The organism is Pseudomonas sp. SWRI51 (assembly GCF_014268825.1).
GTDB lineage: Bacteria > Pseudomonadota > Gammaproteobacteria > Pseudomonadales > Pseudomonadaceae > Aquipseudomonas > Aquipseudomonas farsensis.
Genome location: NZ_JABWRG010000032.1, coordinates 1 through 12,699 on the forward strand (window position 1 = coordinate 1; position 12,699 = coordinate 12,699).

The window sequence follows — 12,699 nt, forward strand, 5'->3', positions numbered from 1 at the left end:
ATCTGTGCACCCACCAGAATCGCTGGGGCTGCTTCGCAGCCCATCGCGACACAAGGCCGCTCCTACACTGACCGCGTAAAACGGCACCTATATAGCGACAAGCCACATTCCTTGAGAGCTGGCGGCAGCCTGCGATGAGGCCACCACAAGCTTGCCCTGAACCTGGAGTCTCCCACGCTCTGTGCGTTACGCCTTGGGTTATTCCGGCGAACGGAAGCTCAGGCTGTAGTTCACCGCCTTCGGCCCAGGGTCGAGTATATCCAGGGCGATGTGGATCGGCGTCTGGCTTGGCATCTCGCCGCGGCCGGCCAGTTCGCCCGACAGGTACTCGCTGGGTTTGAAGCGCCGGCTGGCGATCAGTTGGCCATTGAGGTCGGCAAAGCGCAGTTCGAGCAGCGGGAAGGGTTGGGCGAACGGTGCGCGGTTGTAGATGATCGCGTCGACGATCAGCGCGCCCTTGAAGTCCGGATGGCTGCGCACCACCAGGTTACTGCTTTTGATGCGCGAGATGTCGACGCGGGTCGGCACCTGGCAGCCGAGTGTCGGGCACAATTGCTGGAACCACGGGCGGTACTGGTCCTGGCGGGCCATCTCGTCGAAGTGATACCAGACGTATTGGAAGGCCAGCAGGCCTGCCGCCAACAACGTCAGCGCCCCCCACAGCAGGCGCTTGCCCCAGTTTGGCGCGGGTTTTTCCCAGCCCAGTTGCAGCGGGTCGTCGACCACGTCGACCAGCGGCTCCTTGCGCACCCGCTCGGGCTTGCTGGCAAGGCTGGGTTCCAGGCGGTCATTGTCGCCAGGCTCATCCAGATGGTCGTCGTCATCACGTGCCGACAGGCGCTCACTGCGGACTTCGTCGTCCAACGCCGACAGCCCGCTGACCGGTGGCGGCTCGTCATCGCTGGCCACGCGCTCAGGCGGCAGGTCGAGATCGTCGTCCAGCGGCTGCGAGCGCAGCGGCGGCTCGTCGTCGAGGTCGATGTCGACGGCGCCGAAGGTCGGCTCGGTGCGCGTTTCGACAACCGGCTCGGGTTCCGGCTCAGGCTCAGGCTCTGGCTGTTCAACCAGCACCGGGGCCTGCAGCACCTGCTCTACCGGTTCGAGGTGATCGTCGGTGGCGTTGCCGAACGGTGTGTCGTCCTGCTCGTCGCTGCCGTGCTCGTCACGCCGGGCGTGCAGCTTGGCACTGGGCGTGGGCGCGCGACGGTCGCCGGGGCTGCGCCGCTCAAGGCGCGCCAGTTCCTGGTCGAGGTCCAGGCCATCGAGCGCGTTGGCCGTGTTCGCCCAGTCCCCAGGCGGTGCCACAGGCACGACCGGCGCCTTGGCCTGCGGCGTTTCGGCCGGTGGCAGCGGTGCTTCGGGCGCAACGCCTGCGGCTGCGCGGTTTTGCTCGAGCAACTGCTTGGCCGCATTGAACACCTGCAAGCAGTTGCCGCAGCGCACAACGCCGCGCGCCACGCTCAACTGATGGTGGGTGACGCGAAAGCTGGTCTGGCAATGCGGGCACTGGGTGACGAAACTGTCGGTCATGCGGCGATCCGGGGGTTGTGCAGAAGTTGAGTCTAGTCAGGCCTGGCGACGACGGCCACTGATCCGTACCCAGCCGTCGCGCACGACAATCGGGTCCAGGTCAAAGTCGGCGGTGTAGGCGGCTGCCACTTCTTCGCCTTGTTCGGCAAGGATGCCCGACAGCGCCAGCAGGCCACCTGGGCGGACCAGGCCGGACAGCTGCGGTGCCAGAGAGACCAACGGGCCGGCCAGAATATTGGCGACCAGCACGTCGGCCTGCATGGCGGGCATCTGCTCAGGCAGGTAGAGGTCGAACGTGTCGTCGGCGATACCGTTGCGCTGGGCATTGTCACGGGAGGCTTCGATGGCCTGCACGTCGATGTCGGTACCGACCGCTTTAGCGGCGCCCAGCAGCAGCGCAGCGATGGCCAGAATGCCCGAACCGCAGCCGAAATCCAGCACCTGGGTGCCGTCGAGCTGCTGGCCGTCGAGCCATTCCAGGCACAGTGCGGTGGTGGGGTGGGTGCCGGTGCCGAACGCCAGGCCCGGGTCGAGCAGCAGGTTGACTGCGTCTTTCTCCGGGGCCTCGTGCCAGCTTGGGACGATCCACAGGCGCTGGCCGAAGCGCATGGGCTGGAAGTTGTCCATCCAGCTGCGCTCCCAGTCCTGGTCTTCGATGACCTCGGCCTGGTGCTCGGGCAGCTCGGCGCTGGTCAGCAGGCGCAGGTGGGCGAATACCGCCTCAGGCTGGGCATCGGCCTCGAACAGCGCCAGCAGGTGGGTGTTCGACCACAGCGGCGTGGTGTTGAGGTCTGGTTCGAAGATCGGCTGGTCTTCGGCGTCCATGAAGGTTACCGATACCGCACCCACTTCAAGCAGGGCGTCTTCGTAGGTTTCGGCTTGTTCCGGGCTGATGGCCAGGCGTACTTGCAGCCAGGGCATGGCGGGCACCTTAGGTAAATCGACAGGGGCAGCCCAAGGCTGCGCGAAAGGCCGCCAGTTTACGCCACGCAGGCGTTAAAAGGGAGTGAAGCCGCACGCGCTCTTGCAGGAGCGGCCTTGTGCCGCGAAAGGGGGGCGTAGCACCCCCGGATTCTGCATCGCGCAGACATCGCCGGGGGCGCTGCGCACCCCTTTCGCGGCACAAGGCTGCTCCTGCAGGGGATCGTGCTGTCAGGCGCCGCCAGGCGACACGATGATCTTCACGTTGTGCTCCTTGTTGTTGACCAGCTCTTCAAAGCCCAACTCGACGATCTGCTCAAGCCCGATACGCCCGGTTACCAACGGCCGTATATCCAGGCGCCCGTCGTTGATGAAGGCAATCACATCGGCGAACTCGCCGTTGTACGCCAGCGCCCCAAGCACCTGCTTCTCGGTCGAGACCAGTTCGAAGAAGTTGAACGAGCTCGGCTCCTCGAAAATCCCCACCAGCACGCATTTGCCGGCCTTGCGCAGGGCGTCGATGGCAAGCTTGGCGGTGTTCTTGTTGCCGATGCACTCAAAGCTCACATCAGCCCCAAGCCCGCCCGTCAGCTTGCGGATTTCGGCCAAGGCGTCGCATTGGCTTGGGTCGAGCACCGCCGTTGCCCCGACTTCCAGGGCCTTGTCCTTGCGCGCCGTGGCCATTTCCAGGGCGATCACCTGGGCCGCGCCGGCAGCCTTGGCGCACATGATGGTGCACAAGCCGATGGTGCCGGCGCCGACCACCACCACGTTCTGGCCCAGCAGGCTGCCGGCCTTCTTCACCGCATGCATGCCTACCGCCAGCGGCTCGATCAGCGCGCCGGCCTCGCGCGGGAAGCCTTCGGGCAGTTTGTACAGCAAGTTGGCCGGCACGTTGACGCGCTCGGCAAAGGCGCCGTTGTTCATCAGCCCGGTAAAGGCCAGCTTCTCGCAGATGTTGTACAGGCCATGGGTGCAGTAGTAGCAGGTGCCGCAGTGCTGGCAGGCGTCGGCGGCCACCGGGTCGCCGAGCGCATAGCCCTGCACGCCTTCGCCAAGCTGGACGATTTCGCCGCAGAACTCATGGCCGAGGATGCATTGGCCTTGAATGCCGGTCAGCGGGTGCGGCGCTTCTACCGGAATGAAGACCGGGCCTGCGACATATTCGTGCAGGTCCGAGCCGCAAATGCCGCACCAGTCCACTTTGATCTGCACCCAGCCAGGCGGTGGGTCGGCGGGCAGTGGCACCTGTTCGACGCGGATATCGTTGCGCCCGTGCCAGACGGCGGCGCGCATGTGGGTGTGGCTCAGGTCGTTCATTGTTGTTGTCTCCAGGCTCACGAAGAAAACCCTCAGTGTTTGCGCAAGAACTCGGCAAGGCGTTGGTTGACCTGCTCGGCAGCCTCCATCTGCACCATGTGGCCAGCCCCAGGGACCAGCAGCACTTCGGCGTCCAGGCCGTCGCTGTGGCCGGCGGGGATGATCGCGTCTTCGCTGCCCCACACCACCAGTGCCGGGTGCTGGCCGAGCACGGCGCGCAGGTCGTGGCGCTGGCGGTCGCCTTCTGCCAGCGCGGCCGACAGTTGCTCCAGCGCCTGTTGCACGCCCTCAAGGCGCTTGAAGCGCAGCATGTCTTCGAGCATCTGCCGGGTCACCAGGCCAGGGTCGGCAAACAGCTGGGTCATCGGTGCTTTCAAGGCATTGCGGTTGGCGGCGGCGACGAAGCTTTGCAGGTATTGGCCGTTGATGGTTTCGCCAAGCCCGACGCTGGCCACCAGGCCCAGGCTGGCCACCCGTTGCGGCGCCAGGCGCGCCAGGTTCAGGCACACCGCGCCGCCCATGGAATGGCCGGCCAGGTGCGCGCGGGTGATGTCGAGGTGGTCGAGCAGCGCCAGCACGGCCTGGCTGAGTTCATCCAGGTCGCCGCGTTGCAGGGCCTTGGCCGATTCGCCATGGCCTGGCAGGTCGAGGGCGATCACCCGGCGCTCGGCTGCCAGGGCCGGGTGGTTGAACAGCCAATTGTTGAGGTCGCCGGCAAAGCCATGCACCAGCACCAGTGGCGTGCCGCCTTCGCCCAGCTCGAACCAGCGCAGCAGGCGCCCGCCTACGTCGGCTTTTTGCGGTGCCGGCCCCGTGGCCTGCTCACTGCCTTCGGCGGCGACGAATTCGGCCTGGAAGCGTTGCACCACGGCGTCGATCTCGGCCTCATCGGCTTCGCCTTGCACCACCACAGCCAGCAACGCGCCCACCGGCAGGGTTTCGTCAGGTTGGGCGACCAGGCGGCGCAAGGTGCCGCTGAACGGCGCCTCTACCGTGCCGTTGATCTTGTCGGTCTCGACGTCGAGGATCTCGTCGCCGGTATTGATCTCATCGCCCTCCTGGCGCAGCCAGGTATCGACCCGGCCTTCGGTCATCGACAGCCCCCACTTGGGCATGGTCAGGGTCAGAATCTGGCTCATGCGGCGCTCCTTGTGCCTTCGATCACTTTGCGCACGGCTGCTTCGATCTTCGCCGCGTCAGGTATGTACAGGTCTTCGAGGGCGTCGGAGAACGGCACCGGAGTATGCGGCGCGGTGACCATTTCAATCGGCCCCTTGAGGGCGGCGAAGGCTTTTTGCGCGACCAGCGCGCTGATATCGGTGGCCATCGAACAGCGCGGGTTGGCTTCGTCGATCACCACCAACCGGCCGGTTTTTTCCACGCTTTCCAGGATGCTGTCTTCATCCAGCGGGCTGGTGGTGCGCAGGTCCAGTACCTCGCAGTCGATGCCTTGGCGCGCCAGGTTGTTGGCCGCTTCCAGCGCTACGTGGACCATGCGCCCGTAGGTCACCAAGGTGATGTCGTCGCCATCGCGCACGAAGTTGGCTTCGCCGAAGGGCACGGTGTAAACCTCTTCGGGCACCTCGCCCTGCATGCTGTAGAGCAGCTTGTGCTCGCAGAAGATCACCGGGTCGTTGTCACGGATGGCCTGGATCAACAGGCCCTTGGCGTCGTAGGGGGTTGCCGGGCAGACCACTTTCAGGCCCGGGATGTGCGTCCACAGCGAGGTGAGCATCTGCGAGTGCTGGGCGGCGGCGCGCAGGCCAGCGCCGTACATGGTGCGCATCACCAGCGGGGTGACGGCCTTGCCGCCGAACATGTAGCGAAACTTGGCGGCCTGGTTGAGGATCTGGTCCAGGCAGCAGCCGGCGAAGTCGACGAACATCAGTTCGCATACCGGGCGCAGGCCCTGGGTTGCAGCGCCCACGGCCGCGCCGACGTAGCCGATCTCTGAAAGCGGTGCATCGAGCACGCGGCCGGGGAACTGGTGGTACAGGCCTTTGGTCACGCCGAGTACGCCCCCCCAGGCGTCGTCCTCGCCAGGCGCACCGGCACCGCCGGCGACGTCTTCACCGATGATGAACACCGTGCTGTCGCGGCGCATTTCCTGGGCCAGGGCTTCGTTGATGGCCTGCTGGTAGCTGATCTTTCTTGCCATGATGATTCTCCTGCTTGTTCTTGTTGTTGTGGCTCAGGGGTAGCTGACGTAGACGTCGCTGAGCAGGTCGGCGGGCTGCGGCTTGGGCGCGGCCTTGGCGCGGACCACGGCATCCTCGATCAGGTCGGCCACGCGGGCGTCGATAGCATCGAGCTGCTCGGGGCTGAGCAGGCCTGCGCGGGTGGTCTTGTTGCGGAACTGCATCAGGCAGTCGCGCTGCTCGCGAAGGTTCTTCACCTCGTCCGGGGCGCGGTAGGTTTGGGCGTCGCCTTCGAAGTGGCCGTAGTAGCGGCTGAGCTTGACCTCGATCAGCGACGGGCCTTGGCCGCTGCGGGCGCGTTCGATGGCAGCGCCTGCGGCTTCGTGCACGGCGAAGTAATCGAAGCCGTCGATGGTCACCCCCGGCATGCCGAAGCCGGCGGCGCGGTCGGCGATGTGGTCGCAGGCCACTGACCAGTTGGAGGCCGTGGCTTCGGCGTAGCCGTTGTTCTCGGCGACGAAGATGCACGGCAGGTTCATCACCGAGGCCAGGTTCATCGCCTCGAACACCGCGCCCTCGTTGGAACCGCCGTCGCCGAAGAAGACGATGGCGACGTCGTCGGTGCCCTTGATCTTGGCCGCCAGCGCAGCGCCGGCCACCAGAGGCGCGCCGGCGCCGACGATGCCGTTGGCGCCGAGCATGCCTTTTTCCAGGTCGGCGATATGCATCGAGCCGCCTTTGCCGCCACACACGCCGGTCTTCTTGCCGTAGATCTCGGCCATCATCCCGTACACATCGACGCCCTTGGCAATGCAGTGGCCGTGGCCACGGTGGTTGGAGGCAATGCAGTCGCTGTGGCGCAGGTGCGCCATGACCCCGGCAGCGCTGGCCTCTTCGCCGGCATACAGGTGGACGAAACCGGGGATCTCGCCAGTGGCGAACTCCACGTGCAGGCGCTCCTCGAAGACGCGGATGGTGCGCATCACTTCATAGGCATGCAGGAGCTGTTCAGGGCTCAGGTGAGTGGACATCTTGTTGTTCTCCAGGGTTGTCTCAACACGGGGTTGCGGGGTGCAGCCGGTGGCCCCGGGGGACCGCCAGCAGGTGATGACGGGCGGCATGCGCAAGCACCGCCTCGACGTCCACGGTCAGCGGGCCGCAGGTATCGAGGGTGATGGTCGGGGTGTCGCAGGCGGCGAACTCGATCTCGCGCTCGCCATCCAGCGCCAAGGTGCCGCAGGCCAGGCTCAGGCGATGGGGCACGCCGGGGTTGAGGATGCCGCTGGCGGTGATGCCGCAGCCTTGCACCAGGCCAGGGGCAACCGGCGCCAGCAGGGCCTGCTCGGCACCGGGGTTCAGGCGTATCCAGGCGCCATGCTGTGCCTGGCGCGACACCGGGTTCCACAAGCCGAGCAGCGCCGACAGGCCAATGGCGTGGGGCTCGGCGAAGCAGGCGAAGACTTCGACCAGGTCGTCACTGTGGCTAAGGGCGCGGGCGCCGATGAAGCGCTGCGGCGAAACCGCGACTTCCACCAAGGCCCATTCGCTCAGTTGCTGTTCGGGCACCTCCACCAGCAGCCGTTTGTTGCGGCGCAGGCCCAGGCTGCTCGGCACCCGGCCGCAGGCCAGCAGGCCGCCGGCAAGCCCGGCGCTGGTGGCCTCACGCAGTTCCGGGAAGGCATTGTTGGTGCCGGTAGACAGCGTCAGCAGCGGCGTGCCAGCGGCTTCGGCGGCCACCGCCTTGTGCGTGCCATCGCCGCCCAGCACGGCAATCAGCGCGACCCCGGCCTCCACCATGCGGCGGGTGGCAAGGCGCGTGTCGGCGACCGTCTGGGTCAGCGGCAGGTCAAGCAGTTGCAGCTTCGGCCAGTGCTGCTGGCGGGCGTTGGGGCCGGCGCAGGCCTTGAGCACCGCAGCGGCGATACCGGTCATGTCGGTGGGCATCAGTACCCGCTCGACCCCGGTGGCGCCGAAGGCTGCGAGCAGGCGTTGGATGGCAGAGGCCTTGTCGGTACTGGAGTAAAGGCCGGCGCTTGCGGTCAGGCGGCGCAGGTCTCGACCGGAGGCGGGGTTGGCGATGATGCCGACGGTCGGGGCGGGTTGCGGCATGGCGCACCTCGAATTGTTGTTTGTCAGGGCTTGAGCAAGCGCGGTGCCAGCTTTGCTGATAACGCTCGTAAAGCCCGTGCTAGAGCTTTTTAAGGTGACGATGGCCTGCGTGGCTCAGCCCCCCTGCGAGACGCTGGGTGTCGGCCATGGCCTGCCGGCGGCGAGACGCTGAGACGCAGCGTCTCAAGCCAGCCGGTAATCACGCAGTACTTGTCGGGGCAATTGCCCTGGCGCTTAATGGCTGCACAACGACAAGAACAATGAGAACCGGAGGGCCCCAATGCTTGCCGCGAACTCCCGAGCCCATGTCGACTGCGTCAGCCGGGTGCTGAAAAACGTCGATCGTCAGCCGCAGGTTCCCGTGCCGCCGCTGATCCTCGACTCCTGGCGCCGTTCGGTGGAGCTTTATCGCCTCGACCCTGCTTCCCAGCAGGGGCCGCGCATCCTTTCGCAAAGCCTGCTCAACGAGTGCCGCGAACGCGCCGAACTGTTCCTGCGTATTGCCAGCGATGCTGTGGCGCGCCTGCATGAGCGGGTGCGTGGCGCCGACTACTGCGTGTTGCTGACCGACGCCCAGGGCCGCACCATCGACTACCGGGTGGAATCCTCTATCCGCAACGACTGCCGCAAGGCCGGCCTTTACCTGGGCACCTGCTGGTCGGAAGGCGAGGAGGGCACCTGTGGCGTGGCTGCGGTGCTGACCAGCAAGGCGCCGGTGACGGTGCACAAGCGTGATCACTTTCGCGCCGCCTTCATCGGCCTGACTTGCAGCGCCGCGCCGGTGTTCGACCCGACCGGCGAGCTGCTCGGGGTGGTGGATGTGTCGGCCTTGCAGTCGCCCGACGACCGGCGTAGCCAGCACCTGATCCGGCAACTGGTGGAGCAGACCGCGCGCGAGATCGAAAACGCCTTTTTCATGCACAGCGCCCAAGGCCATTGGGTGATGCGCGCCCATGGCACGCCGGGCTACGTGGAGAGCCAGCCGGACTACCTGCTGGCCTGGGACGGGGATGGCCGCCTGCTGGCGCTGAACAGCCTGGCCCGTCAGCACCTGATGCAGCGCGACGGGCGTTTGCCTGGGCATATCGGCGAGCTGTTCGACCCCGACCAGTTGCGCCGCGCCCACGATGCTTCGGCCCAGCGCCTGGCCGGTTGGGGCGGCTTGTATGGCCGGGTCAGCGCCCCGCAGCGGCGTGCTCCGGCGCGGCCGCTCAAGCTTGCGCAGGATGGGCGTATCGAGCAGCAGTTGCGCCTGGCCATCCGCGTCAAGGACTGCAACCTGGCGGTACTGGTGCAGGGTGAAACCGGGGCCGGTAAAGAGGTATTTGCCCGCCAGTTGCATCGGCAAAGCCTGCGGGGCGACGGGCCCTTCGTCACCCTCAACTGCGCGGCCATCCCCGAGAACCTGATCGAAAGCGAGCTGTTCGGTTATGTCGCCGGGGCCTTCACCGGGGCGTCGAGCAAGGGCATGCAGGGCCTGTTGCAGCAGGCCGATGGCGGCACGCTGTTTCTCGACGAGATCGGCGATATGCCGCTTAACCTGCAAACCCGCCTGCTGCGGGTGCTGGCCGAGGGCGAGGTGGCGCCGCTGGGCGCAGCGCGGCGCCAGCGTGTGGATATCCAGGTGATCTGCGCCACCCACCGCGACCTGGCGGCGATGGTCAGCGAGGGGCGTTTTCGTGAGGATCTGTATTTTCGGCTGGCCAACGCCCGTTTCGAGCTGCCGCCGTTGCGCGAGCGTGAAGATCGCCTGGCGTTGATCCAGCAGATGCTGGGCGAGGAGGCGGCAGCCTGCGGGGTCGAGGTGGTGCTGGCCGATGCCGCGCTGGAGGCGCTGCTGGTGTACCGCTGGCCGGGCAACCTGCGGCAGATGCGCCAGGTGCTGCGCTACGCCTGCGCGGTCAGCGAGGGCGGGCAGGTGCGCCTTGAGGATTTGCCGGAGGAATTGCGGGCCAATTGCGCACCGGCTGCGCAGGGTGTTTCCAGCCCGGCGCGGCAGATGCTGCTCGATGCGCTGATTCGCCACCGCTGGAAACCCGCCGATGCCGCGCGGGCGCTGGGGATTTCGCGGGCGACCTTGTATCGGCGGGTGCATGAGCACTGTATCGACATGCCGCGCATGAAGCCTTGAGCATGAATTGCAGGCAATAAAAAACCCCGGCACCAGGCCGGGGTTTATTCATGCAGCTACAGCGATCACTCCTGGTTGGCCAGTTTGTGCTCGAGGTAGTGAATGTTGACGCCGCCTTTGCAGAAACCTTCATCACGCACCAGGTCGCGGTGCAGCGGGATGTTGGTCTTGATGCCGTCGACGACGATCTCGTCCAGGGCATTGCGCATACGCGCCATGGCTTCGTCGCGGTCCTTGCCGTAGGTGATCAGCTTGCCGATCAGCGAGTCATAGTTCGGCGGAACCGAGTAACCGCTGTACAGGTGCGAATCGACGCGAACGCCGTTGCCACCTGGGGCATGGAAATGCTTGACCTTGCCTGGGCTCGGGATGAACTTCTTCGGGTCTTCGGCGTTGATCCGGCACTCCAGCGAGTGACCACGAATCACCACGTCTTCCTGGCGGAACGACAGCTTGTTGCCAGCGGCGATGCTGAGCATCTCCTTGACGATGTCGATGCCAGTGACCATTTCCGAGACCGGGTGCTCGACCTGGACGCGGGTGTTCATCTCGATGAAGTAGAAGCTGCCGTTCTCGTACAGGAACTCGAACGTGCCGGCACCGCGGTAGCCGATTTCGATGCACGCATCGACGCAACGCTTGAAGACTTCCTGGCGGGCCTTCTCGTCGATGCCCGGGGCCGGCGCTTCTTCGAGTACCTTCTGGTGGCGGCGCTGCAGCGAGCAGTCGCGGTCACCCAGGTGAACGGCATTGCCCTGGCCGTCGGACAGCACCTGAACTTCCACGTGACGTGGGTTGGTCAGGAACTTCTCCAGGTACACCATCGGGTTGCCGAAGGCTGCACCGGCTTCGGTACGGGTGAGCTTGGCCGAGGAAATCAGGTCCTCTTCCTTGTGCACCACGCGCATGCCGCGACCACCACCACCACCGGCGGCCTTGATGATCACCGGGTAGCCCACTTTACGGGCAATGGCCAGTGCTTCTGCTTCGTCTTCCGGCAGCGGGCCGTCGGAGCCCGGTACGGTCGGTACGCCGGTCTTGATCATGGCGTCCTTGGCCGAAACCTTGTCGCCCATCAGGCGAATGGTGTCGGCTTTCGGGCCGATGAAGGCGAAACCGGACTTTTCCACCTGTTCGGCAAAATCGGCGTTTTCCGCGAGGAAGCCGTAGCCTGGGTGGATGGCGGTAGCGCCTGTCACTTCGGCGGCAGCGATGATTGCCGGGATGTGCAGGTAAGAACCTTTGGATGGCGCAGGGCCGATGCAGACCGATTCGTCTGCCAGGCCAAGGTGCATCAGTTCGCGGTCAGCCGTGGAATGCACGGCGACGGTCTTGATGCCCAGCTCTTTGCAGGCACGCAGGATCCGCAGGGCAATTTCCCCGCGGTTGGCGATCAGAACTTTTTCGAGCTTCCCAGACATCGTTGACTCTCCGCGGTTCAAACGATGGTGAACAGCGGCTGGTCGAACTCAACCGGCTGGCCGTCTTCCACGAGGATGGCGTCGATCACACCGCCGAACTCGGCTTCGATGTGGTTCATCATCTTCATGGCTTCGACGATGCACAGGGTGTCGCCTTTCTTCACGCTCTGGCCAACTTCAGCGAAGTTCGGCGAGGTCGGCGATGGCTTGCGGTAGAAGGTACCGACCATTGGCGAACGAACCACGGTGCCTTTGAGGGCTGGGGCTGCAGCTTCGGCAACTGGCGCAGCAGCGGCAGCGGCCACTGGAGCTGCAACAGGTGCGGCCATCGGGGCGGGTGCGTAGAACTGCTGAGGAGCGGCGTTCTTGCTGTTACGGCTGATGCGAACGGACTCTTCGCCTTCCTTGATTTCCAGTTCGTCGATGCCGGACTCTTCCAGCAGTTCGATCAGCTTCTTGACTTTACGGATATCCATTAATCAGCAACTCCCAAGGTTCGGTCAGGGATGTAAGTTGTAAACGTATCGAAAACGTTTCTTTCAGGCCTCGGCCCGCAGGGGCCAAGGCCTTGTGTCATCAGGGCTGTGCGTTGGCAGCCAGGTGTTCCAGTGCAGACTCCAGGGCCAGCCGGTAACCGGTGGCGCCCAGGCCGCAGATCACCCCCACGGCTACATCGGAGAAGTAGGAGTGGTGACGGAACGGTTCGCGCTTGTGCACGTTGGAGAGGTGCACTTCGATGAATGGGATGCTCACCGCAAGCAACGCGTCACGTAATGCGACGCTGGTGTGTGTGAATGCGGCCGGATTGATCAGGATGAAGTCCACGCCTTCGTTGCGCGCGGCGTGGATACGGTCGATCAATTCGTACTCGGCATTGCTCTGCAGGTATTGCAGATGGTGGCCTGCGGCGCGAGCGCGCTGCTCCAGGTCCTGATTGATCTGCGCCAGGGTTGCCGCGCCATAGTGGCCAGGCTCGCGAGTGCCGAGCAGGTTCAGGTTGGGGCCGTGCAGCACCAGTAGTGTTGCCATCTGTGATTCCTTGGTTTTGTAGGGCAATTCGACGTAGCGCGGCGACTATGCCGGAACCGGCGCTGAGTGTCCAGTTCCCGGCAATAGCCAGCACGATGCC

General features: G+C 65.2%; 11 protein-coding genes. 1 reads left to right on the top strand and 10 read right to left on the bottom strand.

Going from position 1 to position 12,699, the window contains the following annotated elements:
• Positions 1–198 precede the first annotated feature (198 nt).
• From HU720_RS12035 to HU720_RS12065, 7 genes are all read right to left on the bottom strand, one after another.
• Positions 199–1,530, bottom strand: coding sequence for a DUF3426 domain-containing protein (locus HU720_RS12035; protein WP_186520152.1), 1,332 nt, complete (start codon positions 1,528–1,530; stop codon positions 199–201).
• Between the two features lie 36 nt (positions 1,531–1,566).
• Positions 1,567–2,451 carry a 50S ribosomal protein L11 methyltransferase gene (gene prmA / locus HU720_RS12040; RefSeq protein WP_186520153.1) on the bottom strand — a complete coding sequence of 295 codons (885 nt, stop codon included), beginning with the start codon at positions 2,449–2,451 and terminating at the stop codon, positions 1,567–1,569.
• A 231-nt stretch (positions 2,452–2,682) separates the two neighbouring features.
• Positions 2,683–3,747 (bottom strand): 2,3-butanediol dehydrogenase, encoded by a 1,065-nt coding sequence (locus HU720_RS12045; RefSeq protein ID WP_225917318.1) that lies wholly within the window; start codon positions 3,745–3,747, stop codon positions 2,683–2,685.
• A 56-nt stretch (positions 3,748–3,803) separates the two neighbouring features.
• The gene (locus HU720_RS12050; protein WP_186520155.1) at positions 3,804–4,910 is read right to left on the bottom strand and encodes an acetoin dehydrogenase dihydrolipoyllysine-residue acetyltransferase subunit; all 1,107 of its coding nucleotides are present in this window, start codon (positions 4,908–4,910) and stop codon (positions 3,804–3,806) included.
• On the bottom strand, positions 4,907–5,929 hold the full coding sequence (locus HU720_RS12055; RefSeq protein WP_186520156.1) for an alpha-ketoacid dehydrogenase subunit beta: 1,023 nt from the start codon (positions 5,927–5,929) through the stop codon (positions 4,907–4,909). Before HU720_RS12055 ends, HU720_RS12050 begins: the two co-directional genes overlap by 4 nt.
• 33 nt (positions 5,930–5,962) lie before the next feature.
• On the bottom strand, positions 5,963–6,940 hold the full coding sequence (locus tag HU720_RS12060) for a thiamine pyrophosphate-dependent dehydrogenase E1 component subunit alpha (protein WP_186520157.1): 978 nt from the start codon (positions 6,938–6,940) through the stop codon (positions 5,963–5,965).
• A 22-nt stretch (positions 6,941–6,962) separates the two neighbouring features.
• Entirely contained in the window at positions 6,963–8,018 is a 1,056-nt protein-coding gene (locus HU720_RS12065) for an NAD(+)/NADH kinase (RefSeq protein ID WP_186520158.1), read from the bottom strand.
• A gap of 280 nt (positions 8,019–8,298) precedes the next feature.
• Between HU720_RS12065 and HU720_RS12070 the strand changes: the two genes are divergently transcribed.
• Positions 8,299–10,149 (top strand): sigma-54-dependent Fis family transcriptional regulator, encoded by a 1,851-nt coding sequence (locus HU720_RS12070; protein WP_186520159.1) that lies wholly within the window; start codon positions 8,299–8,301, stop codon positions 10,147–10,149.
• A gap of 65 nt (positions 10,150–10,214) precedes the next feature.
• Here the strand turns inward: HU720_RS12070 and accC are convergent, their stop codons facing one another.
• The 3 genes from accC to aroQ all read right to left on the bottom strand — a co-directional run bounded on the left by accC (position 10,215) and on the right by aroQ (position 12,599).
• Complete coding sequence (gene accC, locus HU720_RS12075; RefSeq protein WP_186520160.1) at positions 10,215–11,570, bottom strand: acetyl-CoA carboxylase biotin carboxylase subunit; 1,356 nt, start codon at positions 11,568–11,570, stop codon at positions 10,215–10,217.
• Positions 11,571–11,587: 17 nt separating this feature from the next.
• A complete protein-coding gene (gene accB, locus HU720_RS12080; RefSeq protein WP_186520161.1) occupies positions 11,588–12,046 on the bottom strand; it encodes an acetyl-CoA carboxylase biotin carboxyl carrier protein in 459 nt (152 codons plus the stop codon).
• 100 nt (positions 12,047–12,146) lie between these two features.
• On the bottom strand, positions 12,147–12,599 hold the full coding sequence (aroQ, locus tag HU720_RS12085; RefSeq protein WP_011535870.1) for a type II 3-dehydroquinate dehydratase: 453 nt from the start codon (positions 12,597–12,599) through the stop codon (positions 12,147–12,149).
• Positions 12,600–12,699 lie beyond the last annotated feature (100 nt).

Bases quoted from the DNA above. Each gene is read 5' to 3' on its own strand.
- HU720_RS12035 (WP_186520152.1), bottom strand. From the start codon at position 1,530: ATGACCGACAGTTTCGTCACCCAGTGCCCGCATTGCCAGACCAGCTTT.
- prmA (WP_186520153.1), bottom strand. From the start codon at position 2,451: ATGCCCTGGCTGCAAGTACGCCTGGCCATCAGCCCGGAACAAGCCGAA.
- HU720_RS12045 (WP_225917318.1), bottom strand. From the start codon at position 3,747: ATGCGCGCCGCCGTCTGGCACGGGCGCAACGATATCCGCGTCGAACAG.
- HU720_RS12050 (WP_186520155.1), bottom strand. From the start codon at position 4,910: ATGAGCCAGATTCTGACCCTGACCATGCCCAAGTGGGGGCTGTCGATG.
- HU720_RS12055 (WP_186520156.1), bottom strand. From the start codon at position 5,929: ATGGCAAGAAAGATCAGCTACCAGCAGGCCATCAACGAAGCCCTGGCC.
- HU720_RS12060 (WP_186520157.1), bottom strand. From the start codon at position 6,940: ATGTCCACTCACCTGAGCCCTGAACAGCTCCTGCATGCCTATGAAGTG.
- HU720_RS12065 (WP_186520158.1), bottom strand. From the start codon at position 8,018: ATGCCGCAACCCGCCCCGACCGTCGGCATCATCGCCAACCCCGCCTCC.
- HU720_RS12070 (WP_186520159.1), top strand. From the start codon at position 8,299: ATGCTTGCCGCGAACTCCCGAGCCCATGTCGACTGCGTCAGCCGGGTG.
- accC (WP_186520160.1), bottom strand. From the start codon at position 11,570: ATGTCTGGGAAGCTCGAAAAAGTTCTGATCGCCAACCGCGGGGAAATT.
- accB (WP_186520161.1), bottom strand. From the start codon at position 12,046: ATGGATATCCGTAAAGTCAAGAAGCTGATCGAACTGCTGGAAGAGTCC.
- aroQ (WP_011535870.1), bottom strand. From the start codon at position 12,599: ATGGCAACACTACTGGTGCTGCACGGCCCCAACCTGAACCTGCTCGGC.